The organism is Novacetimonas hansenii JCM 7643, from assembly GCF_000964405.1.
In the GTDB taxonomy this organism is placed as follows: Bacteria; Pseudomonadota; Alphaproteobacteria; order Acetobacterales; family Acetobacteraceae; genus Novacetimonas; species Novacetimonas hansenii.
Window position 1 is genome coordinate 1 of record NZ_BANE01000085.1, and the last position, 24076, is coordinate 24076.

General features: G+C 62.3%; 18 protein-coding genes. 4 read left to right on the top strand and 14 right to left on the bottom strand.

Annotated features, from left to right (window positions below; translation table 11 throughout):
- Positions 1-263: 263 nt before the first annotated feature.
- The gene (locus B7G66_RS06905; protein ID WP_003618414.1) at positions 264-686 is read right to left on the bottom strand and encodes a cytidine deaminase; all 423 of its coding nucleotides are present in this window, start codon (positions 684-686) and stop codon (positions 264-266) included.
- Positions 687-955: 269 nt separating this feature from the next.
- Here B7G66_RS06905 and lysA point away from each other — a divergent pair, with 269 nt between their 5' ends.
- Complete coding sequence (gene lysA, locus B7G66_RS06910; RefSeq protein WP_003618411.1) at positions 956-2314, top strand: diaminopimelate decarboxylase; 1359 nt, start codon at positions 956-958, stop codon at positions 2312-2314.
- The gene (locus tag B7G66_RS06915) at positions 2311-5103 is read left to right on the top strand and encodes a DUF4175 domain-containing protein (protein WP_003618409.1); all 2793 of its coding nucleotides are present in this window, start codon (positions 2311-2313) and stop codon (positions 5101-5103) included. The genes lysA and B7G66_RS06915 overlap by 4 nt, the downstream gene beginning before the upstream one ends.
- A gap of 340 nt (positions 5104-5443) precedes the next feature.
- On the opposite strand, the gene B7G66_RS06920 is transcribed toward B7G66_RS06915, so the two are convergent.
- The 7 genes from B7G66_RS06920 to glmU form a co-directional block, all read right to left on the bottom strand.
- On the bottom strand, positions 5444-8071 hold the full coding sequence (locus B7G66_RS06920; RefSeq protein WP_003618408.1) for a cation:proton antiporter: 2628 nt from the start codon (positions 8069-8071) through the stop codon (positions 5444-5446).
- Between the two features lie 354 nt (positions 8072-8425).
- Positions 8426-9058, bottom strand: a complete 633-nt coding sequence (locus B7G66_RS06930; protein WP_003618405.1) for a thiamine phosphate synthase — start codon at positions 9056-9058, stop codon at positions 8426-8428.
- Positions 9055-9828, bottom strand: a complete 774-nt coding sequence (locus B7G66_RS06935) for a thiazole synthase (RefSeq protein WP_003618403.1) — start codon at positions 9826-9828, stop codon at positions 9055-9057. Before B7G66_RS06935 ends, B7G66_RS06930 begins: the two co-directional genes overlap by 4 nt.
- A gap of 9 nt (positions 9829-9837) precedes the next feature.
- Entirely contained in the window at positions 9838-10035 is a 198-nt protein-coding gene (gene thiS, locus B7G66_RS06940; RefSeq protein ID WP_003618401.1) for a sulfur carrier protein ThiS, read from the bottom strand.
- Between the two features lie 24 nt (positions 10036-10059).
- Positions 10060-11049 (bottom strand): FAD-dependent oxidoreductase, encoded by a 990-nt coding sequence (locus B7G66_RS06945; protein WP_040510511.1) that lies wholly within the window; start codon positions 11047-11049, stop codon positions 10060-10062.
- Between the two features lie 54 nt (positions 11050-11103).
- Complete coding sequence (glmS, locus tag B7G66_RS06950) at positions 11104-12927, bottom strand: glutamine--fructose-6-phosphate transaminase (isomerizing) (protein ID WP_003618397.1); 1824 nt, start codon at positions 12925-12927, stop codon at positions 11104-11106.
- Positions 12927-14321, bottom strand: coding sequence for a bifunctional UDP-N-acetylglucosamine diphosphorylase/glucosamine-1-phosphate N-acetyltransferase GlmU (glmU, locus tag B7G66_RS06955; protein ID WP_371861396.1), 1395 nt, complete (start codon positions 14319-14321; stop codon positions 12927-12929). Before glmU ends, glmS begins: the two co-directional genes overlap by 1 nt.
- A gap of 72 nt (positions 14322-14393) precedes the next feature.
- Here glmU and B7G66_RS06960 point away from each other — a divergent pair, with 72 nt between their 5' ends.
- Positions 14394-15071, top strand: a complete 678-nt coding sequence (locus B7G66_RS06960; RefSeq protein WP_231105668.1) for an HAD-IA family hydrolase — start codon at positions 14394-14396, stop codon at positions 15069-15071.
- Between the two features lie 144 nt (positions 15072-15215).
- On the opposite strand, the gene gyrB is transcribed toward B7G66_RS06960, so the two are convergent.
- The 6 genes from gyrB to mutM form a co-directional block, all read right to left on the bottom strand.
- The gene (gene gyrB / locus B7G66_RS06965; RefSeq protein WP_040511702.1) at positions 15216-17684 is read right to left on the bottom strand and encodes a DNA topoisomerase (ATP-hydrolyzing) subunit B; all 2469 of its coding nucleotides are present in this window, start codon (positions 17682-17684) and stop codon (positions 15216-15218) included.
- A 98-nt stretch (positions 17685-17782) separates the two neighbouring features.
- A complete protein-coding gene (recF, locus tag B7G66_RS06970; RefSeq protein WP_003618388.1) occupies positions 17783-18907 on the bottom strand; it encodes a DNA replication/repair protein RecF in 1125 nt (374 codons plus the stop codon).
- 25 nt (positions 18908-18932) lie between these two features.
- Positions 18933-20057 (bottom strand): DNA polymerase III subunit beta, encoded by a 1125-nt coding sequence (dnaN, locus tag B7G66_RS06975; protein WP_003618386.1) that lies wholly within the window; start codon positions 20055-20057, stop codon positions 18933-18935.
- 111 nt (positions 20058-20168) lie between these two features.
- Positions 20169-21623, bottom strand: coding sequence for a chromosomal replication initiator protein DnaA (gene dnaA, locus B7G66_RS06980; RefSeq protein ID WP_003618385.1), 1455 nt, complete (start codon positions 21621-21623; stop codon positions 20169-20171).
- Between the two features lie 377 nt (positions 21624-22000).
- Positions 22001-22270 carry a 30S ribosomal protein S20 gene (gene rpsT, locus B7G66_RS06985; RefSeq protein WP_003618383.1) on the bottom strand — a complete coding sequence of 90 codons (270 nt, stop codon included), beginning with the start codon at positions 22268-22270 and terminating at the stop codon, positions 22001-22003.
- 103 nt (positions 22271-22373) lie between these two features.
- Positions 22374-23240, bottom strand: a complete 867-nt coding sequence (gene mutM, locus B7G66_RS06990; protein WP_040510507.1) for a bifunctional DNA-formamidopyrimidine glycosylase/DNA-(apurinic or apyrimidinic site) lyase — start codon at positions 23238-23240, stop codon at positions 22374-22376.
- 29 nt (positions 23241-23269) lie between these two features.
- Between mutM and B7G66_RS06995 the strand changes: the two genes are divergently transcribed.
- Positions 23270-24076 carry a class I SAM-dependent methyltransferase gene (locus tag B7G66_RS06995; protein ID WP_040510505.1) on the top strand — a complete coding sequence of 269 codons (807 nt, stop codon included), beginning with the start codon at positions 23270-23272 and terminating at the stop codon, positions 24074-24076.

Sequence of the window (24076 nt, forward strand, 5' to 3'; positions counted from 1 at the left end):
GGGTGCCGCCTTTTTCCAAAAAGGCGGCGTCTTCTGAAGCTTTTAAAAAAAATCTTCACCAAAAACTTTTGTAATTTCAGAATGTTATTGAGACTGACTTTTCAAACCGTCTCTATTCGAGACGGTTTGAAAACAGCGCCCCGATAAGGAATGATGGGAGTTTTGTGGCATTGCCTTTTTTGAAAAAGGCAGCGCCTTTCAAAACCCAGGAAAAGCTTTCCTAAAAATTCCCAATTCTTATCAGGTGGTTATCCTACCACCCCTTACAGATGCTCTGGCCCAAACCCATCGGGCAGAAGATCGCCAAGGGTGCGGCGTGCCAGCACATTCCCCTGCGCATCGACCATGTCGATCCTGAGCGAATGCGCCGCGAACTCGCGTATTTTCTGTCGGCACCCCCCACAGGGAAAGCATGGCTGCGCACTGTCGCCGCATACAACCACCCGACGCAGCACCCGCCCCCCCGCCGCCACCATCGCGGCGATGGCCCCGGCCTCCGCACAGGTACCTTCGGGATAGGCCGCATTTTCCACGTTACACCCGGCAAAGATACGGCCACTGCCATCCTCCACCGCTGCCCCCACCGCAAATCCTGAATAGGGTGCATGGGCATTGCCCCGCACCGCGACCGCGGCACCGATCAGACGTCGTTCATGTTCCGTGTTCCCTGCCTCAACTGCTTCCATGGTGCCTTTCCCTGCATTTCGTGACCGCCGTCAAAAGCCTGCCCACGAAACACCGCACAAATCCAAGAAAGTTTTTTGATGAAGCTTTTTTCAAAAAGCTTCAAGGAACGCCCCCCTTGCCTGACGAATTAAGGCAGATCCCCAAATTTTATTGTTTTGCATCAGAACATTGACCTGCAATCTCCCGTTCCCCTGATCGTGGCATGCAACAGCATGAATTACGTCACAAGCACCTTGGAACGTACAGGGTGAACCGGTATCCTGTCGCGATGGCTGATACATTTTCCACCCACCCGGGGCAGGACCCGACATTACAGGACCTGCTGGCCGTGCGCCCTGCCCTTTCGATGCATGCCATCGACGGGCTGGTGTTTGAGGACGTACCGCTTAATGCAATTGCCGATGCGCTTGGCACCCCCACATGGGTGATGGGCGCGCAGACATTGCGCACGCGTTATCACCGTCTGGACCGGGCAATGCGTGATGCCGGACTGGATGTGGACATCCATTTCGCGGTGAAGGCGAACGACCATCTTGCCATCCTGAAGATCCTGCACGCACAGGGGGCCGGGGCTGATGTCGTCAGTGGCGGCGAACTGCGCCGCGCCATCGCCGCCGGTATCCCCGCACGTGAAATCGTCTTTTCCGGCGTGGGCAAAACGCGTGCGGAAATGGAACTGGCGCTGCATCACGGAATCGCCCGGATCAATGTTGAAAGCGCGGAGGAACTCGACCTGCTGTCGGCCGTCGCCGTGGCGTGCGGGCGCACCGCGCCGGTGGCGCTGCGCATCAACCCCGATGTCGATGCCGGAACCCACGCCAAGATCACGACCGGACTTGCGGGCAATAAATTCGGCATTCCCTATGACCGGGCGGTCGAACTCTATGCCCATGCGGCCAGCCTGCCGGGTATCCATGCGGCAGGTGTCGCGGTGCATATCGGCAGCCAGATCGAACGGATGCAGCCCTATCGCGCGGCCTATGCCCGCGTGGCCGATCTGGTCCGCGCCATCCGTGCGCGTGGGCTGGGGGTGGACGTGATTGACTGCGGCGGCGGCCTTGGCATTTCCTACCGCCATGAAACCGAAGGCGCGCCAGAGGCCCTGGCCCATGCCATCCGCATCGAACTTGGCGATCTTGGTACGCGGCTGGAGATCGAACCCGGACGCTGGCTGGCCGGACCCGCGGGCGTACTCCTCAGCACCGTTGTCCTGCGCAAGCGCGGATATGACGGCATGCCGCCCTTCATCGTGCTGGACGCGGCAATGAACGACCTTGCACGGCCCAGCCTGTATGACGCATGGCATGGCATCATCCCGCTGTCGGCGCGCGATGCCGTCGCCCCGTCCGAACAGGTGCATGTCGTTGGCCCCGTGTGCGAAAGCGGCGATACGTTCGGACATGACCGCACCCTGCCGCGCCTGCATGACGGCGCGCGCGTGGCGCTGCTCGATACCGGTGCATATGGCATGGTCATGAGTTCGACATACAATGCACGCGCCATGGCCGCACAGGTTCTGGTGGACGGATCGCGGTGGGACGTGATCCGCGCGCGCCAGAAGGTCGAATCCCTGTGGGCAGGCGATATCATCCCCGATCCCCTGCCCCATCCCGCCGGAGCAGAATGACGCAGGCCCGCGACATTCCAACCGACGTGCCGGCACGCGATCCCGCAGCGCCCCCGGCATCATCGGCGGCGGCATCGGGCATGTCCTCCTTTCCCGCCCGTCTTGCGCGGGCACGGACACGGGCACGTCGCGTCCTGTGGGTCGAACGCCTGTGGCCCATCATGCTCCCCATCGCGGACGTGGCTGGCGGCGTGGCGCTTCTGGGCCTGCTGCGCCTTCCCCAACGCCTGCCTGACGGGGTGCATGCCGCAGCACTGCTGGCACTGGGGGCGGGATGCGCCGCATGGGGCATCCGCCGTTACCGCCAGGGCCATGCACCGGATGACGCAACCCTTGACCGGCGCATTGAACAGGCATCGGCCCTGCAGGACCGCCCGTTGCAAACCCTGCTCGACACGCCTGTCGCCTCTCCCACCGATCCGGCCGCAACCCGGGCAGCCGAAGCCCTGTGGCGGATCCACCTGCAACGCACCGGTGCGCGGGTCGGGCGGTTGAAGGCTGGGTGGCCACGCCTGTGGCCGGTGGGGCGCGAAACATCGTGGGCCACTCTGGCGCTTGCCCCGCTGCTCGCCCTCGGACTGCTGTGGGCCGGGGGGGCGGCACCGGGACGAATCGGTGCGGCCTTCATTCCCGGCACGGACGATGCGGATACGCCACGGCCACAGATCCATGCATGGATCACCATGCCTGCCTATGCCCCCGGTGCGCCGGTCTTTCTGGATGATCGCAAGGGCACAGCCACCATTCCCGCAGGCGCTGTCCTGAGTGTGACGGTAACGGGATTGCATGGAGAACCGGTGTTGCGCGCGCGTTCCACCGCGAAAGGCACAAGTCTTGGCCCGCATGGATTCCATGCGCTGGACCCTGCCAACTGGTCCGTGGAAACGCCGCTTCTGGCGGATGGCGCGTTGACCCTGCGTGGACGTGGCCGCGTGTTGAGCCAATGGGACCTGAAGGTTACCCCCAACCCTGCACCAAGCGTCACATGGGGTCCGAACCCCGGCGCAAAGGACGGGGAATGGCGCACCCGCCTGCCCTACAAGGTTTCACAACCCTATGGCATTGCATCGCTGCGTGTGGAAATGCGCCTGACGGGGGACGAACATAGCGCCCATCCGCGCGTCCTTTCGGTGCCGATCCCGCTGAATGGGCACCCCCATACGGCCGAAGCAGTCGCAACACCCGACCTGTCATCAGATCCCTGGGCAGGGGAAGATGTCGTCGCCACACTGCTTGCCACCAGCGACAGCGGCACGGGCGCGACCTCTGCCCCGGTACATTTCCGCCTTGGCGCGCGCACATTCCATAACCCGATGGCCAAGGCGCTGCTTGATATCCGCAAGCGCCTCGCCCTTGGTCGCGAAAGCCGTTTCATCGCGGGCGAAGAACTACACGGGCTGGGCATGACATCCGCGCCGATGACCCATAGCCCCGGCCTGATGATCGCCCTGAGCAGCGTGTCCTACCTGCTGAGCCTGCATGAAGTCGATACCACACAGGCGATCGACCAGGCTGTGGGCCGTTTATGGTATCTGGCGCTGGATGTCGAACATGACCGCCACGACGATATCGCGAACAGCCAGGCCGATTTCGATATCCAGATGGCCGAAGAAGCCCTTGATGCGCAGATCGAACATATGCGCGAACCCGATGGGAAACCCACCCGTTCGGCACAGCAGCAGGCCGAACTGCAACGCCGCGTGCAGGCGCTCAGGGATGCGATCCAGCGCAAGATGCAGGCCCTGATCACGCAGGCGATGCGTGACCATTCCGCCATCCCCGCCATGCCGGAAATGTCACAGACAGGGGAACAGAACCTGTCGCGCATGATGCAACAGCTTCAGGAGGACGCCGCAAACGGGCGTTCCGCCGATGCGCTCGACCGGCTCCATCAGATGGAGGACATGGCCAACCAGATGCGCAATGCCACGCCGCAGGACATCATGCAGGCCGCACGCCAGTACCAGGCGCGCCAGGAAATGCACGAACAGCAGGCAGCACTGCGTGACCTGATCCACCAGCAATCCACCTTGCTGGATCATACCCAGCAACGAATCGAACAGGATGCGGCCAGCGCGGCAGCACGCCAGACCGATATGGACACGATGAACGACGGGGAAGACCTGTCGAACATGTCCACGCCAGAACTGCTGCGGCATTTGGGCCTGACCCCGCCGGGCCAGTCCAACCCCGCAGGCACGCAGCCCCCTGCCGCCGAAAGCCAGACCCCGGAGGCACATGAGGTGCAACAGCATGCCGACCGCGCGACCCAGCATGCGCTGGCGCGTGCGCTGCATGAATTGCGCAATGAGTTCAAGACCCTGAGCGGCAAGGACGTTCCCGCGTTGAAGCAGGCGCTATCGGACATGAAGGCCGTGCGCACCGCCCTGTCGGCAGGTCAGGATACTGATGCCGCGACAGCAGAGCGCAAGGTCCTGGCCGACCTGCAAAAAGGTGGACAGCAGATGCGTCAGTCCACCAGGGGATCGGGCAAGGGCATGACGATTTTCCTGCCTTCGCTGGCCGGAAGCAAGGGGTCAGGCGGATCGAAACCGGGACAGCCGGACGAAGAGGAAACGCCCGACAATGCGGGCAACGAACCCCGCGACCCGCTGGGACGTAAAACCGGGGATGACCATGCCGGCATGGACAGCGATACCCATGTGCCGGACAAGGCCGCCCGCGAACGCGCACGTGAAATCGAACAGGAACTGCGCCGCCGCGATTCGGACCGCACCCGCCCACCCGAAGAACTGCAATATCTCGACCGGCTGCTCCAGTCGTTCTGATCCGGGTGTGGGGAAGCACGGCGCGCACCTGAAGCCATAAAAGTTTCTGGTGTCGTCTTTCCCCAACAGGACTTCCCCCTGCGAAGGCACAGAGACCGTTTGAAAAGTCAGGACCGATAACATCCTGAAATTATAAAGTTTTTTGTGAGGCTTTTTCCAAAAAGCTTCAGAAGACGCCGCCTTTTGGGAAAAAGGCGGCACCTAAAAACTTTTCTTTTTTATCAATGGCTTGTTTTCAAACACTCTCTGATGGGGAAATCTGCAATCTCTGTTTTGCATGCCCTACGGCATGTTGGCGCCATTCTGCCACGTTTGTCACCATTGGGTGGCAGACAGATGCTCAATCCCCTTGCTTCTGCTCTGTCCCTTCATGCGCCGACATGACGGATGTGACCGGCGCGGTCGCCAGTTCGATCGCGTCATAGGAAGGCGGCACACCCGGCTTGTCCTTTCCCTCCCCCGGAAGCAGCCGGGCATCGGGCAGATCACCATCCGCGCAGGCCTGCGCCAGCTTTGCCAGATTGTCACGCACGACAGGATATTCATCCACAAGCCGACGGAAGGTCCGCGCACTCATCGTCAGGAAATGGCCGAACTGCAACGACCGGCTGGTCGCGGCGACCCGTGCGCCACTCAATGCCTCTTCCGCACCAATGACCGCACCCGCGCCAAAACGCACGTCACGTTCGGCATAATGCGTCTCCGCCAGCCCCGCGCTGATGAAATAGATGGTGCGCACTTTCTGGCCACGCTTGTACAGACGCTCCCCCGGAGAGGAGAAATGCAGCGACATCTTCATCGACAGGTCGTGCAACACCCCATCCGGCAGCCCCGTGAAGATGGCAAAACCGTGAATCCGACTCTCGATCCCGGCCTTGATATTGAATTTCAGCCGGAAATCCAGATGCGCGCGCCGCTGTTCCACATCACGATGCAGTTCGCGATGCAATTCATCGCTCAGCAGGGATTCCGAAAGCAGGGAATCATATTTTTCTTCCTCCAGCCGCAGGGCAACCTGTCGCAGCATCCGGTTTTCCAGCGCTTCGGAATAACCATGGTAATGCAGGCGCAGTGTCTGCAATGCCTCGTCAAGCAGCTTGCACTGCCGTCCCAGCACCTCGCCGACGATTTCGCTGATACGCACACCCAGAGTCGGTTCCATGCGGGTACGCATGAATCGCGTCAGGGAGAGGGAGACGAAATGCGCGATCATCAGCATCTCGAACCGCTCGGTCATGCAGTACATCAACGGCAGGTCAAAATGCAGCCGATGATGGATGGCCTGCGCGATACGAAAACGTAGAGACGGCCTCAGCCTGCGACGTAACGCACGGACATAGCCAAAACGCCCCTCCAGCCGTGCGCCATCGACCATCGCCTCGGCCGAACGCAGCAATGTTTCCATCACACGCCGCGACAGGCCCTGTATGCGAAACAGGTCAAGCAGGATGGAGCGTTCACGATTGCCAATCACGATCAGCGCCAGCGTCACGCGCTGCCGGTCGCCCAACGCGGTGTCGAACGTGTTCGCCTGCTGCTCCGTCGTGACACGCCGGTCAAGGAACTGCACCACCGAATTGGTGACATTGCGTGAAAAGCCCAGCTCCCCCGCCACTTCACGTGTCTGGTCACGCACCTCGCCCAACCCGATGGCAAGGATCTGGTGGCGCAACGCCTGATCAATCAGCGGCAGTTGATCCAGCTTCAGGAACAGCACGAGATAACGCAACGTCGTGCCATTGACGAACAGGGTAATCAGCACAAATCCCGTGGCGATAATGCCGATAAAATGCGCGATCTGGGTGGAGACATGCTCATTTTCCGTCACCGCCAGCGCGAGGGCCAGTGTGATCGCACCACGCAACCCGCCCCAGACCATCGTGACCTTGAACGGATTCGGCACAGGTGGCGACAGGCGCGTGGCGGCAAGGATGGGCAGCATTCCGAACACGACGGAGGCACGGGCCAGCAGTCCCGCCACTGTCGCAATCAGGATCAGCACGCAATCCCAGCGCGTCATGCCCGCCAGCAGGCGCGGCACCAGCATGGAGGCCAGCACAAACACCAGCGACCCCGCCCAGAACACAAGCTGCTGCCACAGTTCATTAAGGAACCGCCACGTCTGCGGTCGGAAGGTGGATGGTCCATAGATGGAAATCGTCAGTCCCGATGCCGCCGTGGCCACCACACCGGAAAAGCCGAGGAATTCATCACATACGATATAGGACAGGTACGGCAACGCCACCGTCAACGTAATCTCCGCCGCAGGCGCGGCCCCGATGGTTGCGATCAGCATCAGTGTCAGACGGCCAAAAACCACCCCGATCACCAGCGCGCCTGCAAACGACACCAGGAATTCCAGCACCGCACCACCCAGCATGATCTTGTGATGCGCGGTGATGGAGGCCAGCAGGATGGAAAAGATGGAGATCGCCGCCGCGTCATTCAGCAACGCCTCCCCCTCCACCAGGCGGGTCAGGCGGCTGGCCGCGCCAATTTCCTTAAAGATCCCGGCCACGGCGGACGGGTCGGTCGTCGCCACGATGGAACCAAGGAGCAGACACACCGCCAGCGGCAGGCCCGCAAAGGGATATAGCGCCAGGCCGATCGTGGCGGTGGACACCACCACCGCAACCACCGCCAACAACAGAACCGTGGCCGTTTCATGCGCAAGGCGGCGCACATCTATGCCCAGCGCGCCCTGAAAAACGAGGATCGGCAGGAAAATCAGCAAGAAGGCTTCGCTGTTAAGCGGGAAATCCAGCAGCGTTTCCGCCGCCCCGCTGAAAATCTCCAGATGCGCACTGCGCAGGACAAGGTCAGCCACACCACCGATGACAATGCCAACGATAGCCAGCAGAACCGTTTCCGACAGTTCCAGACGACGGGCAATCGGCTGCACGGTACTGACGACCACCAGCAACATGGCAATCGCCATCAGAATTGCCGCAAGACCCGCTATCGCCATTCAACGCCCTCAATTCTGGAAACCAAGCCCCGTCCAGAACCATCCTGTCGCGAAACCATGGACAGAATATGTCCGCCACCCGAAGATTGTTCGGCTGGACGAGGATAAAAAACGCCGCGTCACCATTTTCCGCCCGCCACGATGGCCGGCGGCAGGCCTGCGATCCTGGGGCATTCCACCGAAAACCGGTTCGGTGAAAATGCCCCGGTTTATTGTTTTTACGAGCATCTTCACCTGTCTGAATGCACGCATTCAAACAGGATCTGCCCTAGAGTGGCATGTCTTTCATGAAAATTTCGCCTACACCTTGGATTGTATTTATGCCACATCCTCGTTGCATATAATACACAGAAATTAGACCGTCCCGTCATCCCCCTGTTGCGATACCTGCGTCGCATGCAGCCACGCACGGACCTGCGCCGCGGGATCGGGCATGCGAATGAAATCCGACACGGCGGAAACGCAATCCGCGCCCGCCGCGATACAGGACGGTGCGCGTGCAAGTGTAATCCCGCCAATGGCCACCAAAGGCAGGTCCCCCACCAAACGTTTCCATTCACGCAGGCGGTCCACCCCCTGTGGCCCCCATGGCATTTTCTTCAGTTTTGTCGGCCATACCGGCCCCAGCGCAACATAATCGGGTCGCACGTCAAGCGCGCGCTGCAGTTCATCATGGCTGTGGGTGCTGACCCCAAGGCGCAGTCCGGCACGGCGGATCGCGGGCAGGTCGGCCTCATCCAGGTCTTCCTGACCCAGATGGATGAAGTCGATTCCCTCCTCGATCGCAAGACGCCAGTAATCATTGAGGACAAGGCACACACCATGCAGGTGCGCCAGTGCGACACCCCGGCGTATTTCCAGGCGCAGCGCATCTTCGGCCATGTCCTTGAGGCGCAATTGTATCAGTTTTGCACCAGCCTGCCCCAACGTCGCGATCCAGTCGGCACGATCAACAACAGGATAAATGCGCGATGGAAGTGCCCTCATGCCAGTACCGCCTGCCCGATCGTGGGCGTGGATGGCGCCGCCATGTCGCGCGCCTCCATCGGGTCGGCAACATATGCCATGCGCCCGGCCTCCACCGCCATGGCGAACGCGCGCGCCATTTCCACCGGATTGCCTGCCTTTGCCACCGCCGTATTGATCAGCACCGCATCATAACCAAGCTCCATCGCCTGCGCCGCATGCGACGGCACCCCGATCCCGGCATCGACCACCAATGGAACACCGGGAAAATGCGCCCGCAGCGCACGCAGACCGAACAGGTTATTCAATCCCTTGCCCGACCCGATCGGCGCGCCCCATGGCATCAGCACCTCGCACCCGGCGCGCAGCAGCCGTTCCGCACCGACCAGATCCTCTGTCATATAGGGGAAAACCTTGAACCCATCCTCGGTCAGGAGGCGCGCGGCCTCCACCAGAGCGAACATGTCGGGCTGGAGCGTATCGGACTCCCCGATCACCTCCAGCTTGATCCAGTCGGTGCCAAAGACCTCGCGCGCCATCTGTGCCGTGGTCACGGCCTCACGCACGCTGTGGCATCCTGCGGTATTGGGCAGGACCGGCACGCCAAGATCACGAATCAGGTTCCAAAATGCCTGTCCCGCCCTCTGTCCCGCCGATTCACGGCGCAGGGATACGGTCACGACACCTGCCTGCGCATGCCGCACCGCATCGGCCAGGATTTCGGGCGAGGGATATTGCGCCGTCCCCAACATCAGGCGTGAGGACAGTTCCGTTCCATAAAACAGGGTCATGTCGTGTGCCTATCCCCCCTGCATCGGGGCCAGGATTTCCACCCGGCACCCTTCGTGAAGCGCATGTGCGCCACGCCGGGCCGCCGCGACGAAATCACCATCGACGGCAGTGGCAACACAGGCGTCGCCATAGCCGAGTTCATGCAGCAGGGCGTCGAGCGTCCGCACGCCAACGTCATGAACTTCCTCATTTACAAGGATCTTCATCCGCATTCTCCTCGTAGTGCGTGGTCAGGGGCCAAATACGATGTCCGCCGCCTCGCGCGCTCTGACCGGGGACAGTAAGAAGCCGTGGCGGTACATGCCATTCACATAAATTCGCTTACCATCACGCCGGACGGCAGGCATGTTGTCAGGATATGACGGGCGAAGGCCGGTTCCGGTTTCCAGTATTTCCGCCTCGCCAAAGGCCGGATGCAGGGCATAGGCCGCCCCCAGAAGTTCCACCATCGACCGTAATGTCATGCCACCGGCATTTTCACTCTCGATCATCGTTGCCCCCACCATGAACACATGTTCGGCACGCGGGACGATGTAAACCGGAATGCGCGGATGCAGCATGCGCACCGGCCGCGACAGCGTGATATCGCGACAGCGCAGCAGCAGCATCTCGCCCCGCACACCGCGCATGTCGGGCATCACATCGCGCGCGGCAATGCCGGTGCAATCCACGATCCAGTCATACGCACCCGCATCATAGGACATCGGTGCATTGCACACGATCCGGCCACCAAGGGACTCCACCCTGCGGCCCAGCGCCAGCAGCGCATCACGCGGGTTGACGTGACCTTCATGTTCAAAAAACAGGGCGCGGGAAAAACGATCCGCAAGTTCGGGCTCCAGTTGCGCGATTTCCGCCTCCCCGATCGTGCGGAAATGGGACGTGCGCCGCCCGAAACGCGCAATTTCCCCCACATCGCGCGCAGGGGCGAGGACCAGCGTGCCATTACGCACCACCTGGGGCACATGCGCATCCCACCAGTCCAGCGAGGATAACGACTGCTCCGTTACCTCTGGTGTGGCGGACTCCGCCTCGCACCATGGGGCAAGCATCCCGCCCGCCTTCCATGACGCGCCGGAACCAATGCGTGGTCCGCGCTCATGCACCACCACGCGCGCGCCACGTTCAGCCAGGGTCACGGCGGCCGTCATGCCCGACACACCCGCGCCCAGCACCAGAACGGACGGCCCATGGGCTGATGGGGGGGATGGAGCAGGCATGTGCGACGATGGTGACATCGGCTAAATCCTTGATCTGTCGTGGTGGTGCGAACGCTATTCCACCGTGACCGATTTGGCGAGGTTGCGGGGCTGGTCCACGTCCGTCCCCTTCAGCAGCGCCACTTCATAGGCAAGCATCTGCACCGGGATGGTCTGTACGATGGGGGCGGTGAACTCGTCCACGGTGGGGACTTCCACCACCACCTCGGCCAGGTCACGCAGGCGGGGGGCGCCCTGCGTATCGGTAAAGACCAGCAGTCGCCCGCCACGCGCCCGGGCTTCCTGCAGGTTCGACAGCGTCTTGTCGAACAGGCGGCCAGACGGCACGGTCGCGACCACCGGTACCGTGCGGTCGATCAGGGAAATGGGGCCATGCTTCATCTCGCCCGCGGCATAGGCTTCCGCATGGATATAGGTGATCTCCTTAAGCTTTAGCGCCCCTTCGAGTGCGACCGGAAAGGAAGATCCCCGCCCCAGATACAAAACATCACGCGCCTCCGCGACGATCGCGGCCATGCGGCGGATGGCATCGCGCTGTGCGAATACCTCGTTCGCCCGACTTGGCAGGTCAAGCAGGGCCATGACCATCCGCTCCTCCGCCGCCGCGTCCAGATGCCCGCGCGCCCGACCCAGTGCAACCGTCAGGCAGGCAAGGACCGAAAGCTGCGCCGTGAATGCCTTGGTGCTCGCGACCGAGATTTCAGGCCCTGCCACCGTACCCAGCACCGCGTCACTTTCGCGCGCCATGGTGCTCTGCTCCACATTGAGGACAGAGACGATATGCTGTTGCGCCGCCCGCATCCCGCGCAGGGCGGCAAGCGTGTCGGCCGTCTCCCCCGATTGGGAAATCAGCAGCCCCAGCCCGCCGGGCACCAACGGCGGGTCGCGATAACGCATCTCGCTTGCGACATCGATATCGACCGGCAAGCGCGCGTACTGCTCCAGCCAGTAACGCCCGATCATCGCGGCATAAAAGGCGGAACCACACGCCGTCATCACCGCACGCGGGACGGCGGCAAGGTCAAAGGGCAGGTCCGGCATCACGACACGCCGCGTCGCCGGATCAATCAGGCGTTGCAGAGTCTGCCCGATCACGACGGGATGTTCGTGCAGTTCCTTTTCCATATAGTGGCGATACCCGTCCTTGCCCACCGATCCCGCGATCAGCGCGGTGGTTCGGATGGGACGCGTGACGGCCCTGCCCTCCATGTCAAAAAACTCTGCCCCGCCGGGCGTTACGATGGTCCAGTCCCCGTCATCGAGATAGGCAATCCGACGCGTCAGCGGCGCAAGCGCCAGGCTGTCGGAACCAAGGAACATTTCGTCCTCGCCAAATCCCACCACCAACGGCGCGCCATGGCGGGCGCCGATGACCATGCCGTCATGCCCGGCAAAGATCATCGCCAGCGCATACGCCCCTTCCAACCGCTTCAGCGTTTCATGCGCGGCATCACGCGGGGAAAGGCCACGACGCAGGTGATAGTCAATCATCTGCGCGATCGTCTCGCTATCGGTCTCGGTGGAGAAAACCTGACCCGCGGCCTCAAGTTCGCGGCGCAATTCCTCAAAATTCTCGATGATGCCATTATGGACGACCGACACGCGTTCGGTGCCATGCGGGTGGGCGTTGTTTTCGGTCGGCGCCCCATGTGTGGCCCAGCGCGTATGCCCGATTCCCGTCACCCCCGGCAGGGGCACACGCGCCAGCACAGTGGCGAGGTGGTCAAGTTTCCCCGCCGCGCGACGGCGGTCCACCTGCCCGTTTTCCAGCGTCGCGATACCCGCCGAATCGTATCCGCGATATTCAAGGCGGCGCAGCGCATCGAAAATGACCGGGGTGGCCGGGTTCCTGCCAACGACACCGACAATGCCACACATCAGCCACGCTCCTTCGCTGCCTTGAGCCGGTCGCGGAAGGTCCTTGCGTATCCGGCCCTGTTTTCCTGCTTTACCCGCCCGAACGCCATGGCGTCATCCGGCACATCATCCGTAATCACGCTGCCCGCCGCCGTGAGCGTCCCCGCACCCAGTGTCACCGGCGCGACAAGGATCGAATCCGACCCGACAAAACTGCCTTCCCCAATGATGGTCGTATGTTTGAACACGCCATCGTAATTGCACGTGATGGTGCCTGCGCCGATATTGCTGCGCGCGCCAACCTGCGCATTGCCAAGGTAGGTCAGGTGATTGGCCTTCGCCCCCTCACCCAGCGTCGTGGCCTTGAGTTCGACAAAGTTGCCGACATGCGCATGCGCACCCACGTCGCTGCCGGGACGCAGGCGGGCATAGGGCCCGATCAGCGCACCGTGCCTGACAACACATCCCTCCAGGTGAGAGAACGACCGCACCTCCACATCACGTTCCACCGTGACACCGGGGCCGAACACGACATGGGGATGGATGACCACGTCCGGCGCCAGCACGGTATCGGCGCACAGGAACACCGTATCGGGGGCAACCAGGGTCACGCCCTTTTCCATGGCGGCGTGGCGCAGGCGCTGCTGCACGCTGGCTTCCGCCACCGCGAGTTCGGCGCGCGAATTGATGCCACGCAGTTCATCTTCCGCCGCCACGACGGCGCGCACACCCACCCCATCGGCCACGGCCTGCGTCACCACGTCGCCGAGGTAGTATTCGCCCTGCGCATTGTCATTGCGCACGGCGTCCAGCCACCGGCGGAAATCGTGCGCATCGGCACACAGCACACCCGCATTGCACAGGTCGATCGCACGTTCGTCCGGCGTGGCATCGGCCCATTCGACAATCCGCACCACTTCGTCGCCCTGTGTCACGACACGGCCATAACGTCCCGGATTGGCAGGCCGCATCGCCAGCAGCGCCAGCCCCACACCGGGAAGCCTGCGGCACGCCAGCAGATCGCGCATGGTCTGCGCGGTAATCAGCGGATTGTCCCCATACAGGACGGCGACATCACCCGTGCCAAAATATGCCTGCGCCTGAAGGGCCGCATGCGCGGTGCCAAGACGGTCGGCCTGCACCACCGCGACATGCGGCGCGGCAAGGGCCGCGACCTCCTCCATCCCCGGACCGATCACCACGACAATGCGGTCAAACACCTGTTCAGCATTATCAAGCAGGTGGCGCAGCATCGGCCGTCCCGCCAGAGGATGCATGACCTTGGGATGTTCCGAACGCATGCGCGTGCCCCGCCCTGCGGCAAGGATGACCGCCGTGGCAGGACGGGATGGGGAAGACGAGGGGGAGGAGGGAATGGTGCTCATGACTTTTTGCGGGTAGCCCCCGCCCGGCAGACCTGTCAAACCCGGAGAGGAACAAGATACCATCACTTAGATTTTCCGATTGCTACCACCGAGGAGTGCCGGATGCCTGCCCTTCCCCCCCGCCTGGCGGTTTTCGACATGGACGGCACGCTGATCGACAGCCTGCCGGACCTTGCTGCCTGCGCCTGTCGCCTGCTGCGCCATTACGGCCTGCCCCCCATCACGCCCGACATTCTGCGCCCCATGATTGGCGACGGCGTCGGCGTTCTGGTGCGCCGCCTGCTGGCGCATGCGGGCGACGGTGCGCGCGATATCGACCCTGACGAGGCCGTCAGCCACTACATGGCGGACTATACCCCACATTCGACCGACCTGTCGCATCCCTTCACCGGCACCCGCGCCACTTTATCAAGCCTCAGGGGCGCGGGATGGAAACTTGCGGTCTGCACCAACAAACCGGTGGCGGCGGCACAACATATCCTGCAGGTCATGAAACTCGCCCCCTGGTTCGATGCAGTGGGCGGTGGCGACAGTTTTGCCGTGCGCAAGCCTGACCCGCGGCACCTGCTGGACACGATCACCATGGCCGGGGGCGTGCCGCAACGCGCAATCATGGTGGGCGACCACCGTAACGACATCGCCGCAGCGACGGGCGCACATGTTCGCGGCATTTTTGCACGATGGGGATATGGCATGCCCGAAATGGAGGCCGGGGCAACGGCGGGCGCGGATTCCATTTCCGAAATTCCGCACATTGCCCGGGACCTGATCCCCGAATAAGGCCATCACGTCGCTTTCGCACCGTGAATTCATGAAATCTCTGGCGAAGTTTTTTTCACGAAGCTTCGGAGATGCCACCCCTCTGGCAAAAGGCGGCACCCCCAATTTTCATGATTTCCCGATGCGTGACGCGCGCCCACCCCATCAGACGTCGAGGTTGGCAACCTTCAGGGCATTCCCCACGATAAAATCGCGCCGGGGTTCGACCACATCGCCCATCAGCGTAGAGAACACCTGCGCCGCGTTTTCCACATCGCCCACCCGCACCTGCAGCAGGGTGCGCATGGCGGGATCGAGCGTGGTTTCCCACAACTGCGCGTCATTCATCTCGCCCAGTCCCTTGAACCGGTTGATCGACAGGCCGCGCCGCCCCTGCGCGATAATACGTTCATAAACCGAGGCCGGGCCATCAAGCGCTATGGTCTGGCTGTCGAGGGACAGTTCCACCTTGCTGTCGAAATCGGTTGCGATGCGCCCATGATGCTCCGCCAGCCAGCGGACTTCGGCACTGCGCAGGGAGGCGGGATCAAGACGATAGACCTCGCCCACGCCACGCACGCTACGCGCCATTTCCAGCCCGTCGGCACTTGCCGCGACCTTCCAGCCACGCTCCGATTCCATGGAGACGGCATCCAGACGCGATTGCAATGCAATGACACGTTCGGGCGTGGCCGCCGGATTGGCCGACAGCGCACCCGCGATCGCCGCCTGTTCCAGAACCCAGACCGGGGCACGCACCGCAAGGCGCGACAGCGCGCGCGCCACGTCACGGATAAAGGCAACATCGGTATGGATTGCCTCCCCCGTGACTTCGCGCCCGTCGCCGTAACGCAGGGTCGCATGCGCCAGCGCCTTGTCGAGCAGATATTGCTCCAGCGCCGCATCATCCTTGAGATACCGTTCGTCATTACCACGCTTGGCGCGGTACAGCGGCGGCTGCGCGATATAGAGATAGCCGTTTTCAATCAGTTCGGGCATCTGGCGGAAAAAGAACGTCAGCAGCAGCGTGCGGATGTGTGAGCCGTCGACATCGGCGTCGGTCATGATGACGATGCGATGGTAACGCAGCTTCTCGATTGAAAAGCCGCCATGCTCCACATCACCACGCCCGATGCCCGTGCCCAGCGCGGTAATCAGCGTGCCGATTTCCGCCGACCCCAGCATACGGTCAAAGCGCGCGCGCTCCACATTCAGGATCTTGCCCTTCAGCGGCAGGATCGCCTGGAAACGCCGGTCACGCCCCTGCTTGGCCGTTCCCCCTGCCGAGTCTCCCTCCACGATGAACAGTTCGGATTTGGCAGGGTCACGTTCCTGGCAGTCGGCAAGCTTCCCCGGAAGAGAGGAGATGTCGAGCACCCCCTTGCGCCGCGTCAATTCCCTTGCGCGCCGCGCCGCTTCACGTGCGGCGGCGGCATCCATCACCTTTGCGACAATCTGGCGCGCTTCCTTGGGATGGGTTTCAAACCAGTGGGAGATCATGTCGGCGGCGGCGGCATGCACAACGGGCTGCACCTCCGACGACACCAGCTTGTCCTTGGTCTGTGACGAGAATTTGGGATCTGGCACCTTGACCGACAGCACCGCCGTCAGGCCCTCGCGCATGTCTTCCCCCGCAAGGGCGTGGGAATCCTTCTTGGAGGCGTTCGCCTCCGCATAGCGGCCAACGATGCGTGTCAGGGCCTGGCGGAAACCCGCAAGATGCGATCCGCCGTCGCGCTGCGGAATATTGTTGGTGAAGCACAGCATCGTTTCATGGAAACTGTCATTCCATGTCAGGGCGAATTCGACCTTGATGCCATTATCCTCATTCTGGAGGCTGCCGGTGATCGGTGGTTCCACAATCGGGGTCTTGCCATGGTCCAGCCATTCGACAAAGGCGCTCAGGCCGCCTTCATAATGAAACGCTTCCTCCCGCACCGGGGTATGGCGTTCGTCACGCAGGATGATGGCCAGCCCGGAATTGAGGAAGGCCAGTTCGCGCAGCCGGCGCTCCAGCACGGAAAACTGGAATTCCACAATGGCGAAGGTCTCGGCACTCGGCTTGAACGTGACCTGTGTGCCACGCGGTTCGTCACTGTCCCCCACCACGCTGAGCGGCGCATCGCGTTCGCCCGCGCGAAAGCGGATCATATGTTCCTGCCCGTTACGCCAGATCCGCACCTCCATCCATTCGGACAGGGCATTGACGACCGCGGCCCCCACGCCGTGCAGACCCCCTGATACCTTGTAGGAATTCTGGTTGAACTTGCCGCCTGCATGCAGCTTCGTCAGGACAACTTCCGCCGCGCTGATCCCTTCCTCATGATGCATGTCGGTGGGAATGCCACGACCATTGTCGCGCACGGTGACGCTGCCGTCACCATTAAGCGTCACGATGCAGGTGGTCGCATAACCGGCCTGCGCCTCGTCCACTGCATTGTCGATGATCTCGAACGCCATGTGGTGCAGGCCGGAACCGTCATCGGTGTCACCGATATACATGCCCGGACGCTTGCGCACCGCGTCCAGTCCCTTGAGAACCGATATGGAAGCCGCATCATAATCCGCACCTGTGACGGGAATTTCCTCCCCCTCGGCATCGTGTTTCTGATCGGGATTGGATGGGTCAGACATGCCGGACAGATGCTCCACAACAGGGTCACGCGTTGAGCATGTGTTATACATCGAACACGCCCCTGTAACCAAGCTTTCCCCTTCATAAATCGGGGGAATCAGGGATTCGGAAGCAGAGCGCCTTCACGGGGCATGACGAAGGCGGCCTGATCGCGCAAAGGCCCGAACTGCGCCGCGTCCGTACCGCTGAGCATTACCGTCGTATCCAGCCGCCCGATGGCGCGGAACAGCGCATTGCGCCGGACCTCGTCCAGATGCACCAGCGGTTCGTCAAGGAGGATCAGCGGCGCCTGCCCACGCGCCCGCGCGATCAGGCGGGCATGCGACAGCACGACACCAACCAGCATTGCCTTCTGCTGTCCCGTGCTTGACTGCGCCGCACCGCGTCGCGTGGCGCGGTCATGCATGTGCAGGTCGGTGCGATGCGCGCCAAGGAAGGCGCTGCCCCGCGCGCGGTCGCGCTGCCGGGAGGCCGCAAGCTGTTCGCGCAACCAGTCCTCCACCGCCAAGGCGGGCATGTGGCGCAGATGCTGCGCGATCTCGCTTTCCAGTGTCAGCGCGGTTGCGGGAAACCCGTCACATAATGCGGCATCATCACCATTGAGCAGGGCCACCAGCCCTGCACGCGCCGCCGTGGCGGCAACGCCGTGACGCGCCATCGCATCCTCCAGCGCGGACAGCCATGCGCCATCCCCCCCACCCGACAGCAAAAGCCGGTTGCGCTGCATCATTGCATGGTCATGGGCGGCCAGTTCACGCGCATGCCCCGGCTCCATCGCCAGGACAAGGCGATCCAGGAAACGGCGACGCCCGGCCGCCCCTTCCTGAAACAGGCGATCCATCTGTGGTGTCAGCCAGACGGCGGACAGGAAATCGGAAACACGGGTGCGATTGCGCAATGCCTCCCCATCAAGGCGCACGACACGACGGTCGGGCCGCGCCGGATCAGACCCCACAGCAAGGTCGCGTATCCCGGCCTCAACCCCGTCGGGCACGTCAATGCGGGCCGCGATGCCCCAACGTGTGCCGCCATGACGCGGCAGGTCGGCCACACGCGCGCCACGCAACCCACGCCCAGGCAGCAGAAGGGAGACGGATTCAAGAAGGTTGGTCTTGCCACTGCCATTTTCGCCCACGATCACCGTGACCGGTGACGTGGGCGTCCATGACAGATGGCGGTAATTGCGGAAATCCGTCAGGACAAGCCGCGAAAGATGGGCCATACGCGCCCGGAAACCCGATGCGCGGTCAGACGCGCATCGGCATCAGCACATACAATGCCGAAGGACGGTCCACATCGCGCACGATGGTGGGAGCGGAACTGTCGGAAAACGCGAATTCGACGTTCTTTTCGATCTGGTCCGTAATATCGTTGAGATAACGCGCCTGAAAGCCGATTTCGATCGGGCTGGCGTCATACACGACATGGGTATCGTCAAGTTCTTCCGTCGCAGTGCCCTGATCCTGGCTGGCGGCGGACAGGGTCAGCAGGTTCTGCGTCACCGCCAGCTTTACCGGGCGGGAACGTTCCTGGCTGATGGCGGCCACACGCGATACCGCGTCGGAAAATATCTTCTTGCCGACATGCAGGACCTTGTCATTGCCGGTGGGGATCACACGCTCATATTCAGGGAAAGTCCCATCAATCAGCTTTGACGTCAGGATCACGTTCCCCACGGTGAACTGGATACGTGTGTCGGACAGGGCAATGCCGATATGCTCCGGCCCTTCCTCAAGCAGCTTGCGCAGTTCATTCACGGTCTTGCGCGGGATGATGACGCCCGGCATGCCAGCCGCCCCGTCCGGCAGGTCGGTTTCCACGCGGGCAAGGCGATGGCCATCCGTCGCCACGGCACGCAGCATCGGCCCCTGCGGGGTCTCTGCCACATGGAAATAGATGCCATTGAGGTAGTAGCGCGTCTCCTCCGTGGAGATGGCAAACCGGCTGCGGTCAATCAGCCCGCGCAGCGCCTGCGACGCAATGGTGAAATCATGCGGCAGCGCACCGGCCATCATGGAGGGGAAATCATCCACGTCCAGCACATTCAGGCTGGTGCTGAAACGCCCCGCCCGCAGCGCAAGCGGCGCATCGCCGCCCGCCTGATCAAGTTCGACCACCGCCCCATCGGGCAGGCGGCGCACGATATCGCACAACACGGCCGCCGGCGCGGTTACGGCACCATCACGCAGGGTTTCCGCCGAGATCCCTTCCACCACCGCGATTTCCATGTCGGTGGCCGTCATGGTCATCAACCCGTCCGTGACGTTAATCAGGACGTTGGCAAGAATGGGGATGGTGTTACGCTTCTCAGCCACGCCCTGAATATGCAGCAGCGCCTTGAGCAGGGTCGCGCGATCAGCCTTCAGCTTCATGTGTAACAAATCCTCCTTGCCCGACGGCGCGGCCCGTTACAGGACGGCGTGATGGGGGCAATAAGTCTAGCAGCCTGACAGACATGCGAAAAGAGGGCGACAGGCGAAAAATCAGCTTTCGAGCATCCGGCGCAGAAGTTCGACATCCTCTGCAAAGGCGGGGTCCTGTTCCATCAGTTCCATCACCCGGCGCACGGCATAGATCACGGTGGTATGATCACGATTGCCGAACTTGCGCCCGATTTCGGGCAGGGAACGCGATGTCAGCTGCTTTGACAGGAACATCGCCACCTGCCGGGGACGCGCAACGACGGTCGAACGCCGCGCCGAAGACATGTCCGTCAGCCGGATATTCCAGTGTTCGGCAACCTTGCGCTGTATTTCCTCGATCGTCACGCGACGGTTATTCGCCTTGAGGATGTCATGCAGCACATCCTGCGTCGTCTCCAGCGTCACGGGACGACCGAACAGGTTGGCATGCGCAATCAGGCGGTTAAGCGCGCCCTCAAGCTCACGCACGTTGGACGTGATCTTATGCGCAAGGAATTCCAGCACCTTGGCGGGCACCTCAACACCCGAGGCGGTGGCCTTCGCCTCCAGGATGGAGATACGCAGCTCGAACGTGGTGGCATGGATATCAGCCACCATTCCACAGCCAAGACGCGTACGCAGGCGATCCTCCAGCCCCGACAGGTCAGAGGGCGACTTGTCCGCCGACACCACGATCTGCCGCCCGGCATCAACCAGCGCGTTGAAGGTGTGGAAAAATTCTTCCTGCGTATTGTCCTTGCCAATCAGGAACTGCAGGTCATCAATCATCAGGACATCGACTGAACGCAACTGCTCCTTGAATTCCATCGTCGATTGCGAACGGATGGCGGCGATGAAGCGGTACATGAACTTTTCAGCCGACATATACGCGACCGAGACACGCCCCTCCCGCACCAGTTCCGACCCGATCGCATGCATCAGGTGCGTCTTGCCCAGCCCGACGCCACCATACAGGAACAGGGGGTTGAAGCCGGGGCTCGACGGGCGTTCGGCCACGCGACGGGCACAGGCATAGGCAAATTCATTGGGCTTGCCGACCACGAATGTATCGAACGTAAAACGCGGGTCAAGCGGGGCGGCGAGATCGCTGCGCACCTCGGCAGTGCGGGGCTCCTCCACCACCACGGCATCCATGACGGGCATCGCAGGCGGGGTTGCGGCGGAAGGGGCACCGGATTCCGCGGCGGAGGCATCGCCATCCACGGCGGGCGACGGGCCACGGGCGACCTGCAGTTCCACGCGCCGGATGGCCGGGATTTCCGCATGCCACAACGCGCCAAGCCGATCGCCATACTGCCCCCGGACCCAGTCGCGCAGAAAACGCGTGGGCAGGTACAGCGTGATTTCGTCCTCGTCCACGGGCCCGACGCCCATCTGCCTCAGCCAGGTGTTGTATTCCACCTCCCCGACCTCAGCCTTGAGGCGGGCGCAGATACGCGACCAATGGATGTCGAGAATGCTCTTCTGGGCATTCGCTTCGGCAACCTCGTCATATCCTTCCAGTCCGCCCGTCATCTTCACTCCCGGCCATTCAGGGACATGACAGTCCGCGCCCGCGAAATGCCTGTTCAACATTAAACACAACACCCCAACGCCTGCGGACACGTTCGCGTTTTCCGCGCCATGAATGCACGAAAACCCATGCGCCGATACCTCGACGCCCCAGCAGCATACCGATGAGGATGATCAGAAGTTAGTGCAGGGAATCGGAGGAAGCAACGGGAATCTGGCCGAAGGACGTTCAAAACCGAATCCGCGACAAAAACAGCAACACAAAAGAAGTAATCCGCAAATAAAAAGGACCACATCATGCCGGAATGGCACGATGCAGTCCTGATCATTACACGAAAAATACTTTCTTCGTGCGGGCCGTCATTGATCCATTTAATGGATCAGGCCGCAGCCAGCGCCTTGATACGCGCGGACAGGCGCGAAATACGACGGGCAACAGTGTTGGCGTGCATGACACCCTTGCCGACTGCGCGCTGCAGTTCGGGCTGCGCCGCGCGCAGGGCGACGGACGCGTCTTCCTTCTTGCCGGCTTCGATCGCGGTCTCCACCTTCTTGACGAAAGTGCGCACGCGGGAGATGCGGGCGGTGTTGCGCGCGTTACGGCGCTCGGTCTGACGAATGCGCTTACGCGCTGATGCAGTATTGGCCATCGTTCTCAGTTCAGCAAAAAATCAGGTTACGGCGGTCCGCCACCCGATAGTTGCGGACATCCAGATATCAGGATGGCGGTCTAGTCCACACCCTCCCCATCCGTCAAGACAAGTCTTGCGTCACCGTCGCGGTTTCCTGCCGCCGGGGGCAGAAAAATGACGATCGCCCAGCCTGTACAATACGTTGCACGCCCGCGCATTGCGGCAGGCCGGGACAGTCGGGACATCCCTGCCCCTCACGGCCATAGACACGCCACGCATGCTGAAAATATCCCAGTTCCCCATCGGGCTTCACATAATCACGCAGACTCGACCCGCCCGCGGCGATCGCCTCGGTCAGGACATCGCGGATACTGGCAACCAGGGCCGCGCACTGTGCCTCATCAAGGCTTGCCCCCGCGCGTTCGGGATGCACCCCCGCACGAAACAGTGCTTCGGACACATAGATATTGCCCAGCCCCGCGACAACACGCTGATCCAGCAGCAACGCCTTGATCGGGCTGCGCCGCCCGCGCGCCGCGCGGGCCAGGCCCACGGCGTCGAACCCGTTACCCAGCGGTTCAGGCCCCATGCGCGCAAGCAGCGGGTGCGACATGGCCGTCCCGGGCGCCAGCAGGTCCACGATGCCGAACCGCCGGGGGTCCACCAACCCGCAGCGCGCGCCCTGCACCGTGACGATAACCAGATGTTCATGCCGCGCGGCGGGCACAGTCGTGTCATGGCCCAGCACAACACGCCCTGACATCCCAAGATGCATCAGCAGCACCTGACCATCATCAAGATGGACGAGGATATATTTCCCCCGTCGTTCGAACCGCGCGATCACCCGCCCGCGCAGCGAGTCGCCCAGTCCGGGCGGAAATGGCCAGCGCAGCCCCTCGCGCAGGGGAGTGGCAGTGGCAATCTGGTGACCTTCGAGATGCAATCGCATCCCGCGCATCACAGTTTCTACTTCAGGGAGTTCCGGCATGACTGATTATAAGGTTATATCTCCCGATCATGAGCGACAATAGCCACCACACCCAATCCGCCCCATCCCCGTCCGCTGGCGCAGCACCAGGCGGCGCGCCCTCTGGCACGACCGATTTCGGTTTCCGCGACGTCCCGGTCACGGAAAAGAAATCCATGGTCCGCGAGGTCTTTGACAGTGTCGCGGGCAAATATGACATCATGAATGATGTCATGTCCCTGGGCATCCATCGGGCATGGAAAAAGATTTTCGTCACCGAACTTGGCCCACACCCGGACCTGCGCCTGCTCGACCTGGCGGGGGGAACGGGCGACATCTCGTTCGGCTGGCTGCGTGGGGGCGGGGGCCCTGCGATCCTGTCGGACATCAATGTCAGCATGCTGGCGGTCGGGCGCGACCGCGCCCTGTCGCGCGGCCTCGTCTCCGGCCTGAATTTCGTCGCCGTCGATGCTGAGGCCATTCCCATCGCGGACTGTTCCGTCGATCGTGTCTCCATCGCGTTCGGGCTGCGCAACTGCACGGACAAGTTGCAGGTCCTGCGTGAGGCACGGCGCGTGCTGCGGCCCGGCGGGCGGTTCCTGTGCCTCGAATTCTCACGCGTGCAGGTCGCGGCGCTGGCCCCGGTCTATGACGCATGGTCATTCCAGGTCCTGCCGCGCATGGGCGCGGCCATCGCGGGCGACCGCGAAAGTTACCAGTACCTTGCCGAAAGCATCCGCATGTTCCCCGATCAGGAGACACTTGCCGACATGATGCGCGAGGCCGGGATGGAACGCGTTTCCTACCAGAACCTGTCGGGTGGGATCGCGGCGATCCATTCGGGCTGGCGCATCTGA